This is a genomic window from Micrococcus sp. NPDC078436 (assembly GCF_040702705.1).
Lineage (GTDB): Bacteria > Actinomycetota > Actinomycetes > Actinomycetales > Micrococcaceae > Micrococcus.
This window is the reverse complement of record NZ_JBFBLX010000005.1, coordinates 128,454-151,643: the sequence shown is the minus strand read 5'-3', so window position 1 is coordinate 151,643 and position 23,190 is coordinate 128,454. Positions and strand designations below refer to the sequence as shown.

Annotated in this window: 20 protein-coding genes; 8 read left to right on the top strand and 12 right to left on the bottom strand. The window is 73.3% G+C overall.

The window, feature by feature from the left end:
* The first annotated feature begins 231 nt into the window (after nucleotides 1–231).
* Both AB0302_RS04975 and AB0302_RS04970 read left to right on the top strand, forming a co-directional pair.
* Nucleotides 232–1,149 carry a tryptophan-rich sensory protein gene (locus tag AB0302_RS04975; protein ID WP_366370722.1) on the top strand — a complete coding sequence of 306 codons (918 nt, stop codon included), beginning with the start codon at nucleotides 232–234 and terminating at the stop codon, nucleotides 1,147–1,149.
* Nucleotides 1,150–1,284: 135 nt separating this feature from the next.
* The gene (locus tag AB0302_RS04970) at nucleotides 1,285–2,742 is read left to right on the top strand and encodes a thermonuclease family protein (protein WP_366370721.1); all 1,458 of its coding nucleotides are present in this window, start codon (nucleotides 1,285–1,287) and stop codon (nucleotides 2,740–2,742) included.
* 110 nt (nucleotides 2,743–2,852) lie between these two features.
* Here AB0302_RS04970 and AB0302_RS04965 read toward each other — a convergent pair whose 3' ends face one another.
* The 3 genes from AB0302_RS04965 to AB0302_RS04955 form a co-directional block, all read right to left on the bottom strand.
* Complete coding sequence (locus AB0302_RS04965) at nucleotides 2,853–3,989, bottom strand: YihY/virulence factor BrkB family protein (RefSeq protein WP_366370720.1); 1,137 nt, start codon at nucleotides 3,987–3,989, stop codon at nucleotides 2,853–2,855.
* 81 nt (nucleotides 3,990–4,070) lie between these two features.
* Nucleotides 4,071–5,492 carry an L-serine ammonia-lyase gene (locus AB0302_RS04960; protein ID WP_366370719.1) on the bottom strand — a complete coding sequence of 474 codons (1,422 nt, stop codon included), beginning with the start codon at nucleotides 5,490–5,492 and terminating at the stop codon, nucleotides 4,071–4,073.
* A gap of 144 nt (nucleotides 5,493–5,636) precedes the next feature.
* Nucleotides 5,637–6,560 carry an NUDIX hydrolase gene (locus AB0302_RS04955; protein ID WP_366370718.1) on the bottom strand — a complete coding sequence of 308 codons (924 nt, stop codon included), beginning with the start codon at nucleotides 6,558–6,560 and terminating at the stop codon, nucleotides 5,637–5,639.
* Between the two features lie 124 nt (nucleotides 6,561–6,684).
* On the opposite strand from AB0302_RS04955, the gene AB0302_RS04950 reads away from it, so the two are divergent.
* The 3 genes from AB0302_RS04950 to AB0302_RS04940 are packed head-to-tail and all read left to right on the top strand — an operon-like array spanning nucleotide 6,685 to nucleotide 10,314.
* Nucleotides 6,685–7,467 carry an electron transfer flavoprotein subunit beta/FixA family protein gene (locus AB0302_RS04950; RefSeq protein WP_366370717.1) on the top strand — a complete coding sequence of 261 codons (783 nt, stop codon included), beginning with the start codon at nucleotides 6,685–6,687 and terminating at the stop codon, nucleotides 7,465–7,467.
* A 23-nt stretch (nucleotides 7,468–7,490) separates the two neighbouring features.
* Complete coding sequence (locus AB0302_RS04945) at nucleotides 7,491–8,501, top strand: electron transfer flavoprotein subunit alpha/FixB family protein (RefSeq protein ID WP_298986622.1); 1,011 nt, start codon at nucleotides 7,491–7,493, stop codon at nucleotides 8,499–8,501.
* A 52-nt stretch (nucleotides 8,502–8,553) separates the two neighbouring features.
* Nucleotides 8,554–10,314 carry a cytochrome b/b6 domain-containing protein gene (locus AB0302_RS04940; RefSeq protein WP_366370716.1) on the top strand — a complete coding sequence of 587 codons (1,761 nt, stop codon included), beginning with the start codon at nucleotides 8,554–8,556 and terminating at the stop codon, nucleotides 10,312–10,314.
* A gap of 130 nt (nucleotides 10,315–10,444) precedes the next feature.
* Here AB0302_RS04940 and AB0302_RS04935 read toward each other — a convergent pair whose 3' ends face one another.
* Entirely contained in the window at nucleotides 10,445–11,392 is a 948-nt protein-coding gene (locus AB0302_RS04935) for an acyl-CoA thioesterase domain-containing protein (protein WP_366370715.1), read from the bottom strand.
* Nucleotides 11,393–11,555: 163 nt separating this feature from the next.
* On the opposite strand from AB0302_RS04935, the gene AB0302_RS04930 reads away from it, so the two are divergent.
* Complete coding sequence (locus AB0302_RS04930; protein ID WP_366370714.1) at nucleotides 11,556–12,689, top strand: acyl-CoA dehydrogenase family protein; 1,134 nt, start codon at nucleotides 11,556–11,558, stop codon at nucleotides 12,687–12,689.
* An 88-nt stretch (nucleotides 12,690–12,777) separates the two neighbouring features.
* Here AB0302_RS04930 and AB0302_RS04925 read toward each other — a convergent pair whose 3' ends face one another.
* From AB0302_RS04925 to AB0302_RS04910, 4 genes are read right to left on the bottom strand one after another with little or no spacing between them, the layout of a single operon-like run.
* Nucleotides 12,778–13,965 (bottom strand): enoyl-CoA hydratase/isomerase family protein, encoded by a 1,188-nt coding sequence (locus AB0302_RS04925; RefSeq protein WP_366370713.1) that lies wholly within the window; start codon nucleotides 13,963–13,965, stop codon nucleotides 12,778–12,780.
* On the bottom strand, nucleotides 13,962–14,759 hold the full coding sequence (locus tag AB0302_RS04920; protein ID WP_248104446.1) for an enoyl-CoA hydratase: 798 nt from the start codon (nucleotides 14,757–14,759) through the stop codon (nucleotides 13,962–13,964). Before AB0302_RS04920 ends, AB0302_RS04925 begins: the two co-directional genes overlap by 4 nt.
* The gene (mmsB, locus tag AB0302_RS04915) at nucleotides 14,756–15,673 is read right to left on the bottom strand and encodes a 3-hydroxyisobutyrate dehydrogenase (RefSeq protein ID WP_366370712.1); all 918 of its coding nucleotides are present in this window, start codon (nucleotides 15,671–15,673) and stop codon (nucleotides 14,756–14,758) included. The genes AB0302_RS04920 and mmsB overlap by 4 nt, the downstream gene beginning before the upstream one ends.
* Before the next feature lie 39 nt (nucleotides 15,674–15,712).
* On the bottom strand, nucleotides 15,713–17,227 hold the full coding sequence (locus AB0302_RS04910; RefSeq protein WP_366370711.1) for a CoA-acylating methylmalonate-semialdehyde dehydrogenase: 1,515 nt from the start codon (nucleotides 17,225–17,227) through the stop codon (nucleotides 15,713–15,715).
* 182 nt (nucleotides 17,228–17,409) lie between these two features.
* Here AB0302_RS04910 and AB0302_RS04905 point away from each other — a divergent pair, with 182 nt between their 5' ends.
* The gene (locus AB0302_RS04905; protein WP_366370710.1) at nucleotides 17,410–18,183 is read left to right on the top strand and encodes an SDR family NAD(P)-dependent oxidoreductase; all 774 of its coding nucleotides are present in this window, start codon (nucleotides 17,410–17,412) and stop codon (nucleotides 18,181–18,183) included.
* Nucleotides 18,184–18,232: 49 nt separating this feature from the next.
* Here AB0302_RS04905 and AB0302_RS04900 read toward each other — a convergent pair whose 3' ends face one another.
* The 3 genes from AB0302_RS04900 to AB0302_RS04890 are packed head-to-tail and all read right to left on the bottom strand — an operon-like array spanning nucleotide 18,233 to nucleotide 21,026.
* Entirely contained in the window at nucleotides 18,233–18,667 is a 435-nt protein-coding gene (locus tag AB0302_RS04900; RefSeq protein ID WP_366370709.1) for a GNAT family N-acetyltransferase, read from the bottom strand.
* Entirely contained in the window at nucleotides 18,664–19,215 is a 552-nt protein-coding gene (locus tag AB0302_RS04895; RefSeq protein ID WP_366370708.1) for a MarR family transcriptional regulator, read from the bottom strand. The genes AB0302_RS04900 and AB0302_RS04895 overlap by 4 nt, the downstream gene beginning before the upstream one ends.
* A 14-nt stretch (nucleotides 19,216–19,229) precedes the next feature.
* A complete protein-coding gene (locus tag AB0302_RS04890; RefSeq protein ID WP_366370707.1) occupies nucleotides 19,230–21,026 on the bottom strand; it encodes an AMP-binding protein in 1,797 nt (598 codons plus the stop codon).
* A gap of 175 nt (nucleotides 21,027–21,201) precedes the next feature.
* Between AB0302_RS04890 and AB0302_RS04885 the strand changes: the two genes are divergently transcribed.
* Nucleotides 21,202–22,383, top strand: a complete 1,182-nt coding sequence (locus AB0302_RS04885; protein WP_366370706.1) for an acyl-CoA dehydrogenase family protein — start codon at nucleotides 21,202–21,204, stop codon at nucleotides 22,381–22,383.
* Here the strand turns inward: AB0302_RS04885 and AB0302_RS04880 are convergent.
* Nucleotides 22,331–23,098 carry a YoaK family protein gene (locus AB0302_RS04880; RefSeq protein WP_319075529.1) on the bottom strand — a complete coding sequence of 256 codons (768 nt, stop codon included), beginning with the start codon at nucleotides 23,096–23,098 and terminating at the stop codon, nucleotides 22,331–22,333. The two genes, AB0302_RS04885 and AB0302_RS04880, sit on opposite strands and share 53 nt — an antisense overlap.
* Nucleotides 23,099–23,190: the final 92 nt, after the last annotated feature.

Below are 23,190 nucleotides of genomic sequence, written 5' to 3'. Positions count from 1 at the left end.
GCCTGGATGGCTGCACTTCTACAATCATCATCGCGTCCACTCCGCGATCGGCGCCGCGCCTGCCACCAGGCTCAACAACCTCCCTGGACATCACACCTAGGCGGGGCGCGGGGGTGGGAGGCCAGACGGCGTGGGAGAGGCACCTGACGGAGGCCGCTCCGGGTTGGCTACGCTGACCACGAACGGCATCCGCATGCGCGGGCGCCATCCGACCCCGACCTGGGAGAGACCATGAGCACCGCCGCCCCCGGCCAGCCCCCCGCCCCGCACTCCGCCCACGCGGCCACCGCCCGCGCCGACCGGAGCGTCGACCTGGGCCGGACCTCCCGCGGCCGTCAGGCGGTCATGCTGCTGGTCGTCCTCGCCTCCCTCGTGGCCGCCTTCCTCGGCTCCGGGGCGTTCCTCCGCGACGCGACCGGCGGCTGGTTCACCGACGACGGCTCCTGGCTCTCCCCGTCCCGCCCCGCCCTGTGGCTGTGGGCCCTGGTGGGACTGGGGCTGCTCGCCTCTGCGCTGTGGCAGTTCCTGCCCGCCGCGCAGACCGTGCGCCACGACCGCCTGCGCCCGTGGATCATGGCGAGCGCCGTGCTCGGCGCCGCGTGGATCTGGACGATCCACGCCGCCTGGCTCCTGGTGAGCGTCGTCGTCGCGCTGCTCCTCGTGGCCGTGCTGTTCCGGATCCTCACGCTCCTGGAGTCGGGCCACCCCCGCACCGTGGCCGAGCGCGTCCTCGTGGACGGCGTGCAGGGGCTGCACCTCGGCTGGGCCACGTTCCTCCTCGTCGCGAGCCTCGCGGCGTGGCTCACCTCCGCCGGCTGGGCCGCGGGGCTCATGCCCACCACGTGGGCGCAGACCCTGATCGTGGTCGCCGCGATCGTGGGCCTCTTCACCGCCGTGTACGACGGCGGCCGGCTGGCCCCGGCGCTCGCCCTCGCCTGGGGGCTCCTCTGGGTGGGCGTGGGCCGCTCGGACGGCGCCGGCCTGTTCTCCGGCGCGGTGGCGGTGACGGCGTGGGGCGCGGCCGTGATCGTCCTGCTCGGGTGGGTCGCCTCCCTCCTGCTGTCCCACGTGTCCGCGACGGGTGAGGCGCGCGACCTCGTCCTCGACGCCATCGACGGCGGCGACGACCCGATCGATGGCCGCCGCTGACTCTGGACCCGACCGGAGACGGCAGGGGCGTGCCACACGAGAATCCGGTGCAATGACCGTGGGAGGATGACTCCGACGGAGGGCCCCGCCGCATGGCGGGGCCCTCGCCCGTCCCCACCACCGTCAGGAGCCCCCGTGACCCCTCTCCGTCCTCTGCGCACCGGACTCGCCGCCGCGTCCGCAGCCCTCGCCCTCGTCGGCTGCACCGCCTCCGATCCGTCGCCCGCGAGCGGTCCGCCGTCCGCCGCGGGCACCAGCGGCGCCGCCGTCCATCCCGCGGCGGAGGTGTCGCCCTCCACCGCGCCCTCCGATGCCGTGGAGGGCGACGCGGCGGTGGTCGTCCGGGTGGTCGACGGCGACACCGTCGACGTGCGCAAGGACGGCGAGGCCGCCGTCACCCGGGTCCGCCTCCTGAACATCGACACCCCCGAGACGAAGCACCCGAGCAAGGCGGTGCAGTGCAGGGGCCCGGAGGCCGCCGCGCTCCTCGAGTCCCTCCTGGAGGAGGGGGACCACGTCACCCTCCAGTACGACGAGGAGCGCTACGACAGGTTCCACCGCACGCTGGCCGGCGTGTTCGAGGGCGCCACGCTCGTGAACGCGGAGATCGCGCGAGCCGGCCTGGGCGTGCCCGTGGTGTTCGAGCCGAACCGTCGCTTCTACGACGAGGTGCTCGCCGCCTGGAACGAGGCGGAGGAGGACGGCGCCGGGCTGAACCAGCCGGGCCTGGACTGCTCCCTGCCGGTCATGGCCGAGCAGGCACCGGCGGGAGCGGAGCCCGCGGAGGGCGTGCTCGAGGAGCTCGCACTGGCGTACGCGGGCGCCGCGTCCGGTGAGCAGGCCTGGATGAGCGCCCTCTACCCGGACGTGCTCTCCCGTGTGAAGCACCTCGTCTCCACAGGCACGTCGAGCGCTGGGGAGGGCGCCGGCGGGGACGAGGCGCCGACGGCGAGCGCGGCTCCGGAGCAGCGGGCCGAGGGTCAGCGTGCCGCGGAGGGCCGTGCCGCCGAGCAGCGGGCCGAGGAGGAGCGGGCAGCCGAGCAGCGGGCGGCACAGGAGCGCGAGGCCGAGCAGCGGGAGGCTGCCCGGAAGCGCGAGGCGGCCGCAGCGTCGGCCCGGGCTGCTGAGGCCGAGGCCGAGGAGAGGGCCGCTGCCGCGCGTCGCGCCGCAGAGGAGAAGGCGGCCGAGACCGCGCCCCGGAACGTCGCGGGCACGTCCGGCGGATCCGGCTCGGGGTCCTCGTCCTCCGGCCGGCCCTCCGGCGGGACGTCCAGCAAGGCGCCGAACCGCTGCTACGCCCCGGGCGGCGAGACCTTCGTCTACTGCGACGAGGAGGGGTCCTCGGGTTCAGGCGGTTCAGGCGGTTCAGGCGGCTCGGGATCGGGGTCGGGGTCGTCGGGCTCCGCAGCGGCCGCCGGCGGTCCGGTGGCCGGCAGCGGCGGCGTCTGCCCGGACGGCTACCCGGTCAAGGTGAGCAGCTCGGGCAAGTACCACGTGCCCGGCGGAGAGCACTACGACCAGACGAGCGCGAAGAACTGCTACGCGTCGACCTCGGCCGCAGCGGCGGCCGGCTTCATCGCCTCCCAGCGCTGAGGCCGTGAGCCTCCTCGCAGAGGAGGCCCCCCGGCCTCGGCCGCGAGGAGACGAACGGGCGCCCACCTCGATGAGGTGGGCGCCCGTTCGTCGTGCCGGGGACGTGAGGCTCAGGACGTGGCGTGGCGGGGGCCGGAGCCGCCGTCAGAGGTGTCCGGGGCGTCCTCGTGGGCGGCCCGCAGCTCGTAGCCCTTCTCCTCCAGCTCCTCCTGCTTCTCCACCTTCTTCACCAGGGCGTCGGTGTCCTTGGGGGGCAGGCGCACGGCCTTCTCGGCGGGCATGCCGGCGGTCAGCTGCTTGGCGCGCTCCACCTCGGTGTCGATCTCCGCGCCGAGCAGCAGCACGATGTTGAAGATCCACAGCGCGAAGAGCAGGGCCATGATGCCGCCGATCGCGCCGTAGGCGCTGTAGCCGGCGAACTGCGTGAGGTACACGGACAGCGCGACGGCGGCGAGGGCCAGGCCGACGAGCGCGAAGACGTTGCCCGGGCCGAACATGTGGAAGCTCGGCTTCTTCACGTTCGGGGTGGTGTAGTACAGGGTCGCGATGAGCAGGAGCAGCAGCACGATGACCACGGGCCACTTCACCCAGGCCCAGATCGGCAGGAAGGTGTCGAGCAGGAAGTCCACCACGCCGCCCAGGCCGAGCGGCTGGGCGATCGGCGCGAGGAAGCCCTCGACGAGCGACTTGTTGAGGGCCAGTGAGATCAGCACGAGCACGATGCCCACGATCAGGATGAGCGTGGTGAGGAGGTTGGTGAGGGTCAGCTTGACGAAGCCGCGCCCCTCCTCGTAGTTGTAGACCTGGTTCATGCTGCGGTTGAACGCCTTCACGTACGCGGAGGCGGACCACAGGGCGGTCAGGATGCCGATCACCAGGGCGATGATGCCGCCGGTCGCCTGGTTGCTCATGGTGGTGATCATGTCCGTCACCATGGGCTCGTACTCGACGGGCACCGCGCCGGCGATCTGGTTGATCAGGTCGTCCACGGCCTGGCGGTTGTTGGAGAGGACGAGGCTGAGGATGGAGAAGATCGCGAGCAGGGACGGGGCCAGCGAGAGCACCATGAAGTAGGTGAGCTTCGCGGCGAGGTCTGTGCCGCCGTCGTTGCCGAACTCCTTGAGGGCACGGGTGAGGGCGTACTTCCAGCCCTTGCCGTCCAGCTTGACGTCCTTCAGGCGCTCCGTGCGCTCCTCCGGGTCGATCCTCGCGCCCTCGAGGGTCGCGTCGACGGGGTGAATGGCCACGGTGGGTCCTTCCGCATGACAGGTCAGGGGTCGCGCCCACAGTAGCCGACCCGGGCCGTCAGGGCCCGGGCCGGGGACCCGTCAGCACTCGGGGACGTTGACGGCGAGCCCGCCGCGCGAGGTCTCCTTGTACTTGGACTTCATGTCCGCACCGGTGTCACGCATCGTCTTGATCGCCTGGTCCAGGCTCACGCGGTGCGTGCCGTCGCCGAGGAGGGCGAGGCGGGCGGCGTTGATGGCCTTCACGGACGCGATGGCGTTGCGCTCGATGCAGGGCACCTGGACGAGGCCGCCCACGGGGTCGCAGGTCAGGCCGAGGTTGTGCTCGATCCCGATCTCCGCCGCGTTCTCCACCTGCTCGGGGGTGCCGCCGAGCACCGCGCACAGCGCGCCGGCCGCCATGGAGCAGGCCGAGCCGACCTCGCCCTGACAGCCGACCTCGGCGCCGGAGATAGACGCGTTGCGCTTGTACAGGATGCCGATGGCCGCGGCGGTGAGGAGGAAGTCCACCACCTTGTCCTCGCGCTCGGCGTCCGTGGCGTCCTCCGACATCTCGAACCGCTTGAAGTAGTGCATCACCGCGGGGATGATGCCGGCGGCGCCGTTGGTGGGGGCCGTGACGATGCGTCCGCCGGAGGCGTTCTCCTCGTTCACCGCCAGGGCGAAGAGGTTCACCCACTCCATGGCCCACATCGGGTCCTTCTCCCCGGTCTGGGCCTCGAGGTGCGCGCGCAGGGCGGGGGCGCGACGGCGGACCTTCAGCCCGCCGGGCAGGATCGGCTCGGTGCGGGTGGTGCCGTTCTCGACGCACTCCTCCATGACGGCCCAGATGGCCAGGAGCTTGCCGCGCAGCTCCCCGAGGTCGTGCTTGACCGCCTCGTTGGCCAGCATCAGCTCGGCGATCGAGATGCCGTTGGCGCGGCAGTGGGCCACCAGCTCGGCGCCCGAGGAGAACGGGTAGGGCTCAGCGCCCTCGGTGGCCTCGTCCTTGCGGTTCACGTCCCGGGCCTCGTCCAGCTCGGCCTCGAGCTCGTCCGAGGTGACCACGAATCCGCCGCCCACGGAGTAGTAGTCGCGCGTGTGCAGCTCCTCGCCGGCCTCGTCGAAGGCGGTCAGGCGCATGCCGTTGGGGTGGCCGGGCAGGTTCTGCCGCATGTGCAGGACCATGTCCTTCCTGCGGTCGAAGTGGATCTCCCGGCGGCCGTCGAGCGGCATGCGGCTGCTGTCCACGATGTCCTTGACGAGCCCCACGCAGGCGTCGGGGTCGATGGTCTCCGGGTCCTGGCCCGCGAGGCCCAGGAGGACGGCGGTGTCGGAGCCGTGGCCGATGCCCGTGGCGGCGAGGGAGCCGTACAGCTCCGCCTTTACGCGGTGGGTGGAGTCGAGCACGTCGTTCTGCTGCAGGCTGGAGGTGAAGCGGCGCGCGGCGCGCATGGGACCCACGGTGTGGGACGACGACGGGCCGATGCCGATCGAGAACAGGTCGAGGACGCTCAGCGACATGCCGGGGACTCCTTGGTTGCCGGGACGGGGCCCGGGATGTGGGGCGCTCCGCGGGAGGCGTCCGGCGCGTCGGTCCGGGCTCACCGGACGACGGGCGCCGTGGTCGACCCTCCCGTGCTGTCCAGCGTAGGGGCAGACCGGGCCTCAGAGCACGTTGTCGGGGCTCTCCTCCACGGTGGCGGCGGCCCGGAAGGCGGCCAGGTCGCGCAGGTAGTCGGCGGCGCCCGTGAAGTCGGGGCGGGGGGCGTTCGCCCTCAGCATGACGGCCCGCAGCGGCTCGAGGCTCCGGCTCAGGGGCACCACGTCCTCGCACCCCTCGGCGTCGGCGAGGGCGCGCAGCTGCCACCACGTCGGGGCCATGAGGTTCACCGCTCCCGCCCGGAAGCGCTCGAGCAGCGCCGCGGGGGTGGCCCAGCCGTGATGGGCGGCCTCGGTCGAGACCCGCTCGGGGGACTGGCCCGCGGGCAGGCGGACCACGAAGAAGAAGGTGTCGTAGCGCCGCGCGCCGCCGGGCGGCGTGATCCAGCGCGACCACGGGACGAGCGCCCCGACGTCGGGGGCGAGGCCCTCGTGCGCCAGGAACGCGCCGAAGTCCACCTCGTGGCGCTCCACCTGCGCGCGCAGCTCAGCAGGGAGCGCGGCCACGCGCTGCGCGTCCACCGGGACGCCGGTGGCCGCGTCCCGGGCCAGGAGCACGCCCACCTCCTCGAAGGTCTCCCGCACGACGGCGGCCAGCAGGCGCCCGGCGGCGCGCTCCGGGGCGAGGTCCCCGAGGGTGCTCCGCGCGCCCTCCGGCTCCCCGGGCAGGCCGAGCCTGTCCGCCCACCCCGCGAGGTCGACCCCGTCCCACAGGGCGGGCGGCAGCTCGTCGGCCGGGTCCACCCGTCCGCCGGGGAAGGCCGTGGCGTGCGCGCTGAAGGCCATGGTGGCGGCGCGCTGGAGGGCGAACACCTCGAGGCCGCCCTCCTCGCCCGGGCGCACCAGGAGGAGGGAGGACGCCGGGCGGGCGGGCGCATCGAGGGGCGGAGTGCCCTCGTGGGGGGCGCGGGGCGGGTGGGAGGCTGTCACCACCGTCACACTAGTCAACCGGGGTTGTGTAGCGTGAGCCCTGCATGCCGTGCGCGCCACGAGCAGGGCCTCATCCCGCTCGGCGCCGCGCGGCCCCGAGCGGAGATTCGAGGAGGAGTCACCCGTGAAGATCGTGGTGCTGGTCAAGCAGGTGCCGGACACGTGGCAGGCGCGTGAGCTGAGCCTGGAGACCGGTTGGGTGGTGCGCGACGGCGCGGCCGAGCCCGTGCCGGACGAGATCAGCGAGCGCGTCATGGAGGTCGCCCTGGGCTGGCGGGACGCCGGAGCTGACGTCGAGATCGTGGCCTTGACGGTGGGCCCCGAGGACTCCTCGAAGACGCTGCGCAAGATGCTGGCCATGGGGGCGGACTCCGCCGTGCAGATCACCGACGACGCCCTCGTCGGCTCGGACGCCGTGGAGACGGCCCGCGTGATCGCGGCGGCCGTCGAGAAGGAAGGCGCCGACCTCGTGCTCGCCGGCACGCTGTCCACGGACGGCGGCACCGGCGTGGTGCCGGCCATGGTCGCCGAGCTCCTGGACCGGCCCTACCTGCCGCATGCTGAGGCCCCCGAGTTGGTCGACGGCGAGCTGACCGGCACCGTGGTGACCTCGGACGCGGACGTGCGCGCCGCCGTCGCCCTGCCCGCCGTGGCGAGCCTGACGGAGAAGACCGCGGAGCCGCGGTTCCCGAACTTCAAGAACATCATGGCGGCCAAGAAGAAGCCGCTCACCGTGCTGTCCCTGGCCGACCTCGGCATCGCCGCGGGCCCGGCCCAGGCCGCCTACCGCTCCGTGATGGTCTCGGCGGACACGCGCCCCGAGCGTGCCGCGGGCGAGAAGATCACCGACGACGGCACCGCCGCCGAGCGGCTGGTGGAGTTCCTCGCGGGTCGGGGGCTCGTGTGAGCGCGAACGTGGAGGAGACCGAGATGACGACGCAGACCGATGCCGCGAACAGCGGTCAGACCGTGCTGGTGCACGCCGAGATCGGCGCGGACGGCGCGCTCCGCCCGGTCGTGGCCGAGCTGCTCGGCGCCGCCGCCACCGTGGGCGTGCCCGAGGCCGTCCTCGTGACCGGCGCGGAGGGCAGGGACGCCGCCGTCGCCCGTCTGGGGGAGTACGGCGCCACGCGCGTCCACGTCCTTGTGGCCGACGACGCCGCCACCACCCTGGGTGACGCGGCCGTGCAGGCCCTGACGGCCGTGACCGCCCGCACCGCTCCCGTGGCCGTGCTGCTCTCCGGCAGCCCGGAGTCCCGCGCGGTGGCCGGCCGTCTGTCCGTTCGGGCCCGCGGCCCCGTGTGCGCGGACGCCGTGGGGCTGCGCTGGGCCGACGACGAGGTCATCGCCCGCCACTCCGTGTTCGGCGGCGACTACCTCAGCGAGTCCACCGGCGAGGGCGGCCCCCGGATCATCACCATGCGCCCCGGCGCCGTCGCGGACCGGGCCCCGGCCGTCGAGGCGCCCGAGGTCGTGGAGCTGGCCGCCGCCGAGCTGGGCCCGGTGACCGCCGGCGCCCGGGTGCTCGAGGTGAGCGCCCGGACGCAGAACTCCGCCCGCCCGCCCCTGCGCGGTGCGAAGACCGTCGTTGCCGGCGGCCGCGGTGTGGGATCCGAGGAGGGCTTCGCGATCGTCGAGCAGCTCGCCGACGAGCTCGGCGCCGCCGTGGGCGCCTCGCGCGCCGCCGTGGACTCCGGCTACACCGCGGCCGACCGCCAGGTGGGTCAGACCGGCGTGATCGTGTCCCCGAACCTGTACATCGCCCTGGGCATCTCCGGAGCCATCCAGCACCTGGCCGGCATGAAGACCGCCAAGACCATCGTGGCGATCGACAAGAACGAGGACGCCGAGATCTTCGAGCACGCCGACTTCGGTGTGGTCGGGGACATCTTCCAGGTGGTCCCGCAGGTCATCGAGCAGCTGCGCACCCGCCGCGGCTGAACCGGTGCGGGCGCGGTCCGCCTCGGACCGCGCCCCTCGGACGAGGAGAAGCATGCCCAAGCAGCGAATGGCCGGATACGTCCCCCTGAAGGGCGCCCCGGCCGAGACCGAGCCCGCCCCCGCCCTGGCGCAGGACACCACGACGGCGGCCCCGGCCCCGGTGGTGGCGCCCGCCGCACCGGCGGCCCCGGCCCCGGTGGCCGCGCCCGCCGTCCCGGTGGCGCCGGCCGCACCGGCGTCGGCTCTGACGCCCCTGTCCGCGCGACGCCGCATGGCCGGATACGTCCCGTTCGCCCGCGAGGCCGAGTGGCTCGGCGGGGCCGCCGCCCCGGCCGCCGGCTCGACCCCAGCCGCCGCCCCGGCGGTGCCCGTCGCGCCTGAGCCGATCGCCGCCTCGGCGTCCCCGACGCGGGCCCCCGCACCCGCGGAGACCGAGCCCGTCGTGCCGGACGTGGCGGCCGCCGTCGCCGCCGCCGCGACCGGTGCGCCCGCCGCTGCCGGGGCGGGCACGCCCGTGGAGTCCGACCTCGTGCCGCTCGCGGAACGGCGACGCATGGCCGGGTACGTGCCGTTCGCCCGCGAGGGGGAGTGGTTCACCGAGCTGGCCGCCGTGGGCGTCCCCACCGCGCCGGAGACGGTGGCGCAGGAGGTCGTCGCACCGAAGTCGGTCACCGCCGAGCCCGCCGCCGCGGCGCCGGCCCGGTCGGTCGTCGCCGAGCCGGCCGATGCGGCACCGGCCGTCGCCGCCCCCGTGGCCGCGGCGTCGGCCGCGGAGCCGGCTCCCACCGCGCCGGACACCCGTTCGGCCCCGCCGGCCTCCGCCGCGCAGCCGCCCCAGGCCGCCCCCGGTGCCGCCACCGGCATGCCCGCTCGGGCCGCGGAGACGGACGCCGCCGAGTCCGCCGCCCCGTCCCGTCTGCGCAAGGCGCTGCCGGCGCTGGCCGGCGTCGTGGTGCTGGCGCTGCTCGCGGTGCTGGCCGGACGCTGGCTGCGGAGCCTGGACCCGGTGGCGGACTTCATCGCGACCTACGACGGGCACCCGGTCCTGCCCGAGGGCACCCCCGAGGGGATGCCCTGGTGGATGGGCTGGCAGCACTTCCTGAACATGTTCCTGATGGTGCTGATCATCCGGACGGGCCTGCAGATCCGTCACGAGACGCGGCCTCCGGCCAACTTCACTCCGACGAAGGACGGCCTGTTCTCCGCGCGGGGCAACACCCCGAAGAAGTTCTCGCTCACCATCTGGATGCACCAGGCCCTCGACGCGCTGTGGCTGCTCAACGGCGTGATCTTCGTGGTGCTGCTGATCGTCACCGGCCACTGGGCGCGGATCGTGCCCACGGACCCGCACGTGTTCCAGCACGCCGTGTCCGCCGGCATCCAGTACCTGTCCCTGGACTGGCCCACCGAGAACGGCTGGGTGCACTACAACGCGCTGCAGATGCTCTCCTACGCGCTGGTGGTGTTCGTGGCCGCCCCGCTCGCCGCCCTCACGGGCTGGCGCATGTCCTCGTGGTTCCCCACGGAGGCCACGGGACTGAACAAGGCGTTCCCCATGGAGGTGGCCCGCAAGGTGCACTTCCCGGTGATGGTCTTCTTCGTGGCGTTCATCCTGGTGCACGTGTTCCTCGTGGCCTTCACGGGCCTGCTGACGAACCTGAACCACATGTACACCTCGCGCGGCGGGGCCACCGACGCGTGGGGCCTCGTGGTCTTCCTCGTGAGCGTGGCGGTCACCGCCGCCGCCTGGTTCTTCCTGAAGCCCGCCTTCACGGCCCCCGTGGCCTCCCGGTTCGGCACCGTGGGCCGCTGAGCCGGCCCCACGACGACGGCCCCTCCTCCCGGGACTTTCGAACGTGACTTCGGGGGAATGAGCGCTTTCGAACGTGGGATAGGCCCTATCTCACGTTCGAAAGCGCTCGGGGGCTCGGGCGTGCGGGGCGTCAGCTCCGGGTCGCGCGGAAGGTGACCTGCACCTGGACCATCGGCTTGTCCGCCACGGGGTCGCCGTCGGCGCCGACCGGCACGAGATCGACGTCCACGAGGCGCAGGGACCGGCCGGCGTGCCGCACCCGCGTGAGGGCGACCATCTCGCCGTGACCCGGGCGCACGAACACCACGCGCACGGCCTGGACGTCGTAGCGCTCGCGGTCCGGCATGGCCGCCTGCGCGGCGGTGACCGCCCGCAGCGTCATGGCCCCGCCGTGGACCGCGCCCGACGGGTTGGCCAGCTCAGGCTTGGGGGCGAAGCGGGCACCCGGGGTCCCCGCGGCGGCGACGGCGGGGCGTACGTCCGGAGCGGCCGTCGGCAGTGACTCGGGGCGGGCGGCCAGCAGCCTCGGCATGGGCATGCGGGTCTCGGCTCCGCGGGGCAGCCGTCCGGCGGCGACGAACTCGGCCATCCGCTCCGGTGCTCCGGCGGGCACCGACTGGAACCAGCCGGTCGCCTCGACCACGCGGCGTCCGCCTGCGTCCTCGAGCCAGGCCCGGGCCACGCCACCCCCCGCATCCCAGCTCAGCGGGCGGGTCCAGCACTCCAGCAGCGGGCCGTCGTCGTCCCCGGCCGTGACGGCCGCGGCGTCGAAGGCGGGCAGCGGGCCGAGCACGTTGACCTGCAGCTCGGTGGTGACCACGGCCTCGATGTCCCGGGCCGCGTGGTGCACGGCCACTGCGGTGGCGTTGTCCATGATCACGGTGGCGGCCGCGCCGGTGGGCCGTCCGTCCAGGTCGAGGCACCAGGGTCCGACCTCGAACGCTGCCGGGTTGAGGGCGCCGTCCCGCGCGCTCATCAGGGCATGACGACGGATGCCGAACAGCTGCTCCGTGCGTCCGGAGGCGTGGGAGCGGGGGCCGGTGGGCGAGTCTGCGGTGGGGCTGGTGGTGGTCTGCACGGGCAGAACGCTAGCCCACGGCCCGGTGGTGAGGCGGAGAATCGTTGGATGTCCTATTATCGTGGTGACGACAGTCACACCATGGCGCCGCCCACGCCGTCACCCGCCCCACCCCGTCGTGGACCGCCCGCGCGGCCGGACCGAGCCCCAGGAGGACGAACCCATGTTCCCCCTCACCGACGACCAGAAGGCCCTGGTCGACGCCGTCCGCGACTTCGCCGAGCAGCGCGTCACCCCGCACGCTCTCGACTGGGACACCGAGAAGCACTTCCCGGTGGACGTGCTCGCCGAGGCCGGCGAGCTCGGCCTGGGCGGCATCTACGTGGGGGAGGAGTACGGCGGCACCGGCCTGGAGCGCACGGACGCGATCCTGATCTTCGAGGAGCTCGCCAAGGCGGACCCGGCCTTCGCCGCCTACATCTCCATCCACAACATGGTGGCCTGGATGATCGACTCCTTCGGCAGCGACGAGCAGCGCGCACGCTGGATCCCCGAGCTCGCGAGCATGGAGCACCTGGCCAGCTACTGCCTCACCGAACCCGGTGCCGGCTCGGACGCGGCCGCGCTGAAGACCCGCGCCGTCCGCGACGGCGACCACTACGTCCTCAACGGCGTCAAGCAGTTCATCTCCGGCGCCGGCGCCTCCGACTACTACGTGGTGATGTGCCGGACCGCGGACACGGGCGCTCGGGGGATCTCCGCCGTCGTGGTCCACAAGGACACCCCCGGCCTGTCCTTCGGCCCCAACGAGAAGAAGATGGGCTGGCACACCCAGCCCACGCGCCAGGTGATCTTCGAGGACGTCCGCGTGCCCGTGGCCGACCGTCTCGGCGAGGAGGGCGACGGCTTCCGCATCGCCATGAAGGGCCTCAACGGCGGCCGTCTGAACATCGGCGCCTGCTCGATCGGCGGCGGCCTGGCCGCGCTGGACAAGGCCACCCGCTACCTCAAGGAGCGCAGCGCGTTCGGCGAGCCGCTCGCCACCAAGCAGGCCCTCGTCTTCGAGCTTGCGGACATGTCCGTGAAGCTTGAGACCGCCCACACGATGCTCATGCGCGCCGCGGACGCCCTGGATCGCAACGATCCGGACACCGTGCGCCTGTGCGCCATGGCCAAGCTCGTGGCCACCGAGTCCGGCTACGAGGCCGCCGACACCGCCCTGCAGCTGCACGGCGGCTACGGCTACCTGCACGAGTACGGCGTGGAGAAGCTCGTCCGGGACCTGCGCGTGCACCGGATCCTCGAGGGCTCCAACGAGATCATGCGCATGATCGTGGGTCGCGGCCTGATCGGCTGAGACCGGGGGGCCCGCCCGGTCGCCCCACTCAGCACGGCGCCCCGCGGTCACCACACGTGACCACGGGGCGCCGTCCGTCGGGGCGGGCTCAGCCGAGCTGCAGCGGGTCCACCCCGGGCACGGGCTCGAAGTGGCCGGCCACGTCCTCGGCCGAGACGTCCTCGAGTCGGGCCGGGCTCCACGTCGGATCCTTGTCCTTGTCCACGAGCAGCGCGCGGATGCCCTCGGCCATGTCCGGCTCGCGCATCAGGTGGGTGCCGATCGTGAACTCCTGGCGCAGCGCGTCGGCCACGGTCAGGTCCGCCCCGCGTGCGGCCAGCCGGCGCTGGGCCTCGTGGGCGACGGCGACGGCGGTCGGGGACTTGGTGCGGATGGCCTCGGCGGCCCTCCCCGCGGCCTCGGCGTGCTCCCCGCCCGCGGCGGCGCGCTCGTCCAGGGCGGCGAGGGCCTCGGCGGCCGTCTCCCGGCCGTAGGCGTCCTCGATCCACTCCCGGCCGGCCACCAGCGCGGACGCGGGCCGTGCGTCCTCGGCCACCGCGAACCGGGCCAGCACCTCGTCGGCGGCGGCGAAGGCGGCCTCGTCGCGCGCGCCCGCGTCCGCGGCCGAGCCGAGGGCGCCGAACGCCGCGGCGAGGTCCTGCTCGAGCTCGTCCAGCCGGGCGGACTCCACGAAGACGTCCGCCAGGCCCAGGGCCACCGCGTCGGAGCCGGAGGCGTGCGCCGAGGTCGCGGCCAGGTGCCGGCCCGCCTGGAAGGGTGCGCGGGCGAGGTGGAAGGAGCCGCCGACGTCGGGGGTGAATCCGATCGCCGTCTCGGGCATGCCGGCGCGGGTCCGCTCGGTGGCCACGCGGTGCGAGCCGTGCGCGGACACGCCCATGCCGCCGCCCAGGACGATGCCGTCCATGAAGGCCACGTACGGCTTGGGGTAGGTGGCGATGCGCTCGTTCATCGCGTACTCGTCGCGGAAGAACTCCTCGGCCTCCGCGAACCGCCCGGCCAGGAGCGAGGAGCGCAGGGAGACGACGTCACCGCCGGCGCACAGTCCCTTCTCCCCGGCGCCGCGGATCAGCACGCCGCGCACGGCGGGGTCCGCGGCCCAGTCGGTCAGGGCCGCGTCGATCGCTCGGACCATGTCCTGCGTCAGCGCGTTCAGGGCGCGGGGACGGTTCAGCGTGATGCGGCCGAGGCCGTCGCGGACCTCGAGGAGCACCTCGTCCGCCGCCCCGTCCCGTGCGGCCGCGGGGGCCGTCGTCGCCGTGGTCTGCGCGTCGCTCATCGGTGCTGCCACCCCGCCTCGCGCTTGGCCGCGAACGCGTCCATGCCCTCCTTCTGGTCCGCAGTGGCGAACGCGGCGTGGAACACGCGGCGCTCGAAGGCGATGCCCTGGGCGAGCGTGGTCTCGAACGCGGCGTTGACGGCCTCCTTGGCCATCCAGGAGGCCGACTTGGACTTGGACGCGATGGTCGCGGCCACCTCCAGCGCCTCCTCGAGGGCCTTCTCGTCGGCCACCACGCGGGAGACGAGCCCGATGCGCTCGGCCTCCTCCGCCCCGATCATGCGGCCGGTGAGGATCATGTCCATGGCCTTCGCCTTGCCCACGGCGCGGGTCAGGCGCTGGGAGCCGCCCATGCCGGGGATGACGCCGAGGTTGATCTCGGGCTGGCCGAACTTCGCGCCCTCGCCGGCCACGAGCACATCGGCCATCATGGCCAGCTCGCAGCCGCCGCCGAGGGCGTAGCCGGTCACGCACGCCACGATGGGGGTGCGGGCACGGGTGAGCCCGTCCCAGCCGGCGAACCAGTCGGCCGCGTACATCTCGGAGAACTCCTTGGTGGCCATCTCCTTGATGTCCGCGCCGGCGGCGAACGCCTTGGGGGAGCCGGAGAGCAGGATCGCCCCGATCTCCGGGTCGGTGTCCAGCTCCTGCACCGCCGCGACGACGGCACGCATCGTCGCCTCGTTCAGCGCGTTCAGGGCCTTCGGTCGGTTCAGCCGGATGTGGCCGACCCGGCCCTGCCGCTCCACGATGATCGGCGACTCGGCGCCGTCCGGGGTGGTCTGCTCGCTCATGCCTCGCTCCTGTCCGTGTGTGATGCTCGGATGTCCTCGATGATGCCGGAAAAGTCGCGGGCGGCGCCTTCTCCGGCGGCGTACTCGGCGTATTTGGCCTGCGCGAGGCGGCCCAGGTCGGCCGCCACGCCCTGCTCGTCCAGGGCCGCGAGTGCGAGCCCGAGGTCCTTGGCCATCAGGGCGCCGGCGAAGCCGGGCTGGAAGTCCCGGTTCGCGGGGGAGCCGGGGACGGGGCCGGGCACCGGGCAGTTGGTGGTCAGGGACCAGCACTGCCCGGAGGCCTGGCTCATCACGTCGTAGAGGGCCTGGTGGTCCAGGCCGAGGCGCTCGCCGAGCACGAAGGCCTCGGCCACGGCGATCTGCGTGACGCCCAGGACCATGTTGTTGCAGATCTTCGCCGCCTGGCCCAGCCCGGACCCGCCGCAGTGCACGATCCGCCCGCCCATCACCTCGAGCAGCGGCAGCACCTCGGCGTACACGTCGTCGTCGGCGCCCACCATGAACGCGAGCGTCCCGGCCTCGGCGCCCACCTGGCCGCCCGAGACGGGCGCGTCGGCGGCCCGCATGCCCGCGGCCACGGCCGCCTCGGCGGCCTCGCGGGCCTCCGCCACGTCGATCGTGGAGCAGTCCAGGAACACGGTGCCCGGGCGGGCGGCGCCGAGGAGCCCCGGCGCGTCGCCCCGGCCCCGGTACACGTCCAGCACGAGGCGCCCGTTGGGCAGCATGGTGAGCACGACGTCGGCCTCGGCGGCCGCCGCGGCGGTGTCCGAGACGGTCTCGACGCCGGCCGCGCGGGCCTTCTCGAGCGCTGCGGGGACGAGGTCGAAGCCGAGCACGCGGTGGCCCGCGGCGGCGAGGTTGGCGGCCATGGGGCCGCCCATGTGGCCGAGGCCGAGGAACAGGACGGTGGTCATGGGGATCCTCCGGGTCGGGGTGGGTGCGTGAGGGGCGGGTCAGGACCCGGCGGGCATCACGAAGCTGGCGCCCTCGCGGTTGCCCGAGGGCCAGCGCGTGGTGATCGTCTTGGTCTTGGTGTAGAACTTCAGCCCGTCCGTGCCGTGCTGGTTGAGGTCGCCGAAGCCGGACGCCTTCCAGCCGCCGAACGTGTAGTACGCGATCGGCACGGGGATCGGCACGTTCACGCCGACCATGCCGACCTCCGCGCGGGTGGTGAAGTCGCGGGCCGTGTCTCCGTCGCGGGTGAAGATGGCCACGCCGTTGCCGTACTCGTGCTCGTTCGGCAGGGCGAGGGCGTCCTCGTAGTCCTTCGCGCGGACCACGCAGAGCACGGGGCCGAAGATCTCCTCGCGGTAGATCCGCATGTCCGGGCTCACGCGGTCGAACAGGGTGGCGCCCACGTAGAAGCCGTCCTCGTGGCCCTCGACGACGACGCCGCGGCCGTCCTCGACCAGCTCGGCGCCCTCCTCGACGCCCGAGGCGATGCACTCCTCGATGCGGCGCTGCGCGTCCTTCGAGACGACGGGCCCGAAGTCCGAGGACTCCTCCAGCGACGGACCGACCCTCAGGCCCTCCATGCGCTCGCGGAGCAGGGCCACGAGGCGGTCGGCGGTCTCCTCCCCGACGGGGACGGCCACGGACAGGGCCATGCAGCGCTCGCCGGCGGAGCCGAACGCGGCGCCGATCAGGGCGTCCGCGGCCATCTCGAGGTCCGCGTCCGGCATGATCACGGCGTGGTTCTTGGCCCCGCCGAAGCACTGGGCGCGCTTGCCCATGCGGGCGGCGTGCTCGTAGATGGACTGGGCGATCGGGGTGGAGCCCACGAAGCCCACGGCCTTCACGCGCGGGTCCTCGATGAGGGTGTCCACCGCGAGCTTGTCCCCGTGCACCACGTTGAGGGTGCCCTCGGGCATGCCGGCCTCGAGGGCCAGCTCGGCCAGGCGCACCGGCACGGAGGGGTCGCGCTCGGAGGGCTTGAGGATGAACGCGTTGCCCGCGGCCAGCGCGATGCCGGCCTTCCACAGGGGGATCATCGCGGGGAAGTTGAAGGGGGTGATGCCCACGACCACGCCGAGGGGCTGGCGGATGGAGTGCACGTCCACGCCGCGGCCGACCTCGGAGGAGAACTCGCCCTTGAGCAGGTGCGGCGCGCCGGCGGCGAACTCGACCACCTCGACGCCGCGCTGGATGTCGCCGCGGGCGTCCGGGACGGTCTTGCCGTGCTCCTGGGCCAGGGTCCGGGCCAGCTCGTCCGCGTGCGCGTTGATCAGGTCCACCCAGCGCAGCAGGATGCGGGCGCGGCGCTGCGGGTTGAGGCGGGACCAGGCCTGGAACCCCTGCTCCGCGGAGGCGACGGCGGCCTCCACCTCCTCCTTCGTGGCCAGCGGCACGCGTCCGGCCACCTGCCCGAGGGCCGGGTGGTACACGTCGCCGAAGCGGCCGGACTCGCCGTCGGTGCGGCGTCCGTGCACGAAGTGGGGGATCACGGGGGTGGAGGTCTCGAGGGACATGGTGGCGGCTCCTGAAGCGATGGTCGAGGCGGTGGAGGTCGGTCCCGGGAGCCCGGAGCTGGCGCTGCCGCGGGGCCGTGCGGTGTGATCTGGATGACGTCGCCGCTAATCTATGGCGAGAACGTAGGACATGCAACTATCGAGCGCCGGGAGTAATCCCCGGCCCGAGGTGAGGAGCCCTCATGGACCTGAAGAACGCCAGCGCCATCGTCACGGGAGGCGCCTCCGGCCTCGGCCACGCCACGGCGCGCCGGCTCGCGGAGGCGGGCGTCGCCGTCGTGGTGGTGGACCTGCCGGACCGTGAGGGGGAGACCCTCCGCGCCGACGCCGTGGCCTCCCTGGGCGAGCGGGCGCGGTTCGTCCCCGGCGACGTCACCCAGGAGGCGGCGGCGGAGGCCGCCGTCGCTGCGGCCGCCGAGCTCGCGCCCCTGCGCGTCCTGGTCAACTGCGCCGGCGTGGCCACCCCCGGCAAGCTCGTGGGCCGCGAGGGCCCGCTGCCGGCCGAGACGCTGGCGCGCGTCCTCGCGATCAACACCGTGGGCACCGTGAACTTCATGGCCCGTGCCGCGCAGGCGATGCAGGGGCAGGAGCTGTGGGGCGAGGACCGCGGCGTGATCGTCAACACCGCCTCCGTGGCCGCCTACGACGGCCAGATCGGGCAGATCGCCTACGCCGCGTCGAAGGGCGCCGTGGTCTCGATGACCCTCCCTGCCGCGCGCGAGCTCGCCCAGAGCGCGATCCGCGTGGTGACGATCGCGCCGGGCCTGATGGAGACTCCGATGATGGCCGGCCTGCCCGAGGCCGCGCGCGAGGCGCTCGCCACGAAGACCCCGCATCCCGCCCGCCTGGGCCGCCCGGACGACTACGCCCTGCTCGTGGAGCAGATCGTGGCCAACCCGTTCCTCAACGGCGAGGTCATCCGCCTCGACGGCGCCGTGCGCCTCGAGCCCCGCTGAGCCGTCCGGCGGGGCTTGGCTGCCCGGGCGGACAACGGGGCGGGCCCGTTCACGAGAAGCGGACGAAGCCGCGCATGCCGCCGTGCGGGACGTCTCGGATCTCCCGGAACCCCAGGGACTCGTAGAAGGCGCGCTGCCTCTCCTCGGCGTCCGTCATGAGGACGTGCTGACGGACGGACGCGAACGGCGCGAACGCCCTGCCGACCAGCTCGGAGGCGATCCCGCGGCGCTGGTGCTCCGGATCGACCAGCACGTCCTGCAGGTACGCGATGGTGTGGCCGTCCGAGATCACGCGGGCCAGGCCCACGAGGCGCTCGTCCCTCCACGCCGTCACCACGTGCGCCGAGCCGGCGAGCCCGCGCATCAGGGAGTCGAGGTCGTCGGTGTAGGCGGACCAGCCGACGGAGTCGTAGAGCGCCCGCACGTCCTTCGCGCCGGGGATCCTGCCGGCGGAGCAGCGGACGTCCGCGGGCGTCCCGCTCATCGGTCCCGCCCGGCCGGGCTCTCCGCGCCGTCCCCGGCCTCGAAGTCCCCCGCCTGGGCCCGGAAGCGGGCGAGGATCTCGTTGAGCTGCGCGACGTCGCCGTCCTCGAAGCCCGTCTGCCCGAACACCTCCGCGTTGAGCGCCTCCGTGGCCTCCGCGGCCACCCTCGTGCCCTCGTCCGTGAGCACCAGCACGAGGGCCCGACGGTCGGACTCGTGCGGCCGGCGCTCCACGAGGCCCGCGGCCTCGAGGCGGTCCACCGCGTTGGTCACGGACGTGGGGTGCACCTGCAGGAGCGCGCTCGCCTTGGACATGAGCAGCCGCTTCTCCCGGGAGAAGTTCAGGAGGGCGAGCAGCTCGTAGCGGGCGAACGTCAGGCTGAACGGCTTGAGCACCGTCTGCGTGCGCGCCAGGAAGATCTGCTGGGCGCGCATGATCGAGGTGACCGCCGCCATCGGGGCCGCGACCTCGCCCCATCCGTGGCGCTCCCAGTTCAGGGCGGCCTCCGCGATGGGGTCCTTGGTCAGGGGCGTGCTGTTGACGGTCATGGATCCCAGCCTAGTCAGCGCTGCAGGTCCAGGTCCTCCTCGCGGTACTCGGCGCCGTAGCCCTCGGGGGCCTCGCCGGTCTCGGACCGGGAGACCTCCGCCTTGCGCAGCTCCACGCGGCGGATCTTGCCCGAGATGGTCTTGGGCAGCTCGAGGAACTCGATGCGGCGGATCCGCTTGTACGGGGGCAGCTGCGTGAGCGTGTACTGCAGGATCGCCCGGGCCGTCTCCGCCGTGGGCTCGTGGCCGGGGGCGAGGGTCACGAACGCCTTGGGCACGGCCAGGCGCACCTCGTCCGGGGTCGGCACGATGGCCGCCTCCATGACGGCCGCGTGCTGCACGAGCACCGACTCGAGCTCGAACGGGGAGACCTTGTAGTCGGAGGACTTGAACACGTCGTCGGCGCGGCCCACATAGGTCAGCACGCCGTTCTCGTCGCGGGAGGCGATGTCGCCGGTGTGGAAGACGCCGTCGCGGAAGACGTCGTCGGTCTTCTCCTGGTTGCCGTAGTAGGACTTCAGCAGGCCCACGGGGCGCGGGTCCAGGCGGAGGCAGATCTCGCCCTCCGCGGCCTCCGCGCCGGTCAGCGGGTCGATGAGGACCACGTCCATGCCGGGCAGGGGGCGGCCCATGGAACCGATGACGACCTTCTGCCCCGGCGTGTTGGCCACCTGGAGGGTGGTCTCGGTCATCCCGAACCCGTCGCGGATCGTGGCGCCCCAGGCCTTCTGGACCTGGTCGATGACCTCGGCGTTCAGGGGCTCGCCGGCGGAGATCGCCTTCGTCGGCGGGGTGGCCAGCTGGGTCATGTCCGCCTTGATCAGCATGCGCCACACGGTGGGCGGGGCGCAGAAGCTCGTGACCCCGTAGCGGGCCATGTTCGCCATGAGGGAGGCGGGGTCGAACTTGCGGGCGTTGTGCACGAAGATCGTGGCCTCCGCGATCCACGGGGCGAAGACGTTGGACCACGCGTGCTTGGCCCACCCCGGCGAGGCCACGTTCAGGTGCACGTCGCCGGGCTCGAGGCCGATCCAGTACACCGTGGTCAGGTGGCCCACGGGGTAGGAGGTGTGGGTGTGCTCCACGAGCTTGGGCTTCGAGGTGGTGCCGGACGTGAAGTAGAACAGCAGCGTCTCCTCGGCCGGCGTCGGCTCGTCCGGGGCCAGCTCCGAGGAGGAGGAGGCGGCGTCGTCGTAGGAGAGCACCGTGTGGCCGGCGACTCGAGGGGCCGTGCGGTCCGCACCCTCGGCGAAGACGCCGGGGACGTGCACGAGGCGCAGGCCCTCGCCCACCCCCGCGAACTTGGCGAGGTCCTCGGCGCCGGCCACGGCCCACGAGGCCTCGGCGCGCTCGACGCGGTCCTCGAGGTCGGCCGACGTCATCTGCGTGGTGGTGGGGATCATGACGACGCGCAGCTTGATGCACGCGAGCATGAACTCCCACAGCTCCACCTGGTTGTTCAGCATGAGGATCAGGCGCTCGCCACGGCGCAGGCCCTGCTCGGTGAGCCAGGTGGCCACGCGGTTCGAGGCGGCGGAGAGCTCCGCGAAGGTCCGCTCGGTGCTGCGCCCGTCGTCCTCCGCGATGATCAGGGCGGGCACGTCCGCGCGGGCGGGGTCCTTCGCCAGCTGGTCGAACCAGTCGAATCCGAAGTTGAAGTGCTCGAAGCGGGGCCACGCGAACTCGGCGCGGGCCCGGGCATAGTCGGTCTGGCACTCGACGAGGAGGTCGCGGGCGGCGCGGAACGCCGCGGTGACCTCGCTCTGGTCTGTGGTGGCGGGGGCCTGGGGAGTGGTGTCCGGGGTGGTCAAGGGAGTCCTCCTCGTCGGGGCGGGCGGCAGGGGCGCGGGCCGCCCGTGGCCGATGTCCGCTGTGATCTGCAACACTACTCACAGACATGGATAGTCGGAAGTCCTACAGTCGGACTGACGCGAAGACGTCGGCGGCCGCCGGCTCGTGCGTCCGCCGCGCCCGAAGGAGACACCGTTGACCAGCCCCGCCACCCCCTCGCCCTCCGCCCTGCCGCACGTGGACCTGCTCCGTCTGCGGGACGGCCTCGACGAGGCCGAGCGCGCGCGACTCGAGGCGATCGAGGAGCACCTGCAGACGCAGGTCCGCCCGCGCCTGGCCCCGTACTGGGATGCCGAGGAGTTCCCCTTCGACCTCCTGCCCGGGCTGGCCGCGCTCGGCCTGGGGCGGCTGCTCACGGACGGCTCGTCGTCGCTCTTCCAGCACCTCGTGCACGCGGAGATCGCGCGCGTGGACCTCTCCCTCTCCGCGCTCGTGGGCATCCACAACGAGCTGAACCTCGGGATGATCGTGCAGCTGGGCTCGGACGAGCAGAAGGCCCGCTGGCAGGGGCCGCTCGAGCGGTTCGAGGCGATCGGCGCCTTCTGCCTGACCGAGCCGGAGCACGGCTCGGACATCGCGGGCGGGCTGGAGACGACCGCGACGCGGGAGGGGGACGAGTGGGTCATCCGCGGCGCCAAGCGCTGGATCGGCGCGGGGACCATCGCGCAGGTGGCGCTCGTGTGGGCGCGTGACACGGCCGACGGCGAGATCAAGGGCTTCGTGGTCCCCACGGACACCCCCGGCTACGAGGCCTCGAAGATCGCCGGGAAGATGGGCCTGCGCATCATGCAGAACGCGGACATCACGCTGGACGTGCGCCTGCCGCTGGACGCTCAGCTGCCCGGCGCGGCCACCTTCGACGCCACGCGCGACCTCCTGCGGGACTCGCGCATGTGGGTGGGCTGGCAGGGGGTGGGCGTGCAGATGGGCCTGCTCGACGTGCTGCGGGCGTATGCGCTGGAGCGCCGGCAGTTCGGCCGCCCGCTCGCCAAGTTCCAGATGATCCAGTCCCAGATCGCCGAGGTGGCAGGCAACCTGGCGGCGGCCTCCGGGATGATGATGCAGGTGCACCGGCTCAACGAGGCGGGGACGATGGACATGATGCACGCGGCCATGGGCAAGGCCACGTCCACGCGCCTGGCGCGCTCCTCCGCGGCCCTCGCCCGGGACGCCTTCGGCGGCAACGGCCTGCTCAGCGAGTACGAGGTCTCCCGGATGATGGGCGACATCGAGGCCATCTACAGCTACGAGGGCTCCTACGGCATCAACGCGCTGATCGTGGGCCGCGCCCTGACGGGCGTCTCGGCCTTCGTCTGAGCCACGCCTCCCTCAGGTCCTGGACGAGGGGCCGGTGGGCGATCAGCAGGAGCACCGCGGCCACGGGCACCACCACCTCGAAGCCGAGCCAGAGGTACCCCAGGGCGCCCGCCATGCCTCCCAGGAAGAACAGGGCCACGAGCCCGGCCAGGGCGGCGATGCGCCGCGGCTCCCCGACGACCGGGTCCGCGGCGTCCGCGGGACTGCGGTAGAGGGCCTTCCCGATCTCGACGCCGATGTCCGTGACCATGCCCGTGATGTGGGTGGTGCACACGGGCCACTCGCCGATCCGTGTGATGAGCGCGTTCCGGAGGCCCATGGTGAAGCAGAGGACACCCACCACGACCACGGACCGGTGGGCGTCCTGCAGGCGCTCGGCGAGCAGCCCGAAGAGCAGCATCCCCATGCCCTCGAGCAGCAGGATGTTGGCGTAGCGCGAGTGCAGTCCCCGGACCCGCCCCCAGTTGAAGACGAGCGCGCAGGCCACCGCCCCCAGCACGAAGGCCGTCAGCGCGAGTGCTCCCACGGCCACCAGGTCCGGCAGGCCCAGGGCGATCGCGTCCGCCATCGAGGCGACGATGCCGGTCATGTGCGAGGTGTACCGGGCCACGGCGACGAACCCGACGGAGTTGAGGATCCCCGCCACCACCGTGAGGACGCAGGCGAGGTGGAGGTTGCGGCGCACGGTGCGCTCGGGGCTGCACAGGTTGAGCACGTCGTCACCCTAGGTCGCTCTCGCAGAGGACGCGGGCGGGTTGCGCCGCCGGTCGTCGACGCGGCCTGCTCCGGAGCTCCCGTTTCGCACAC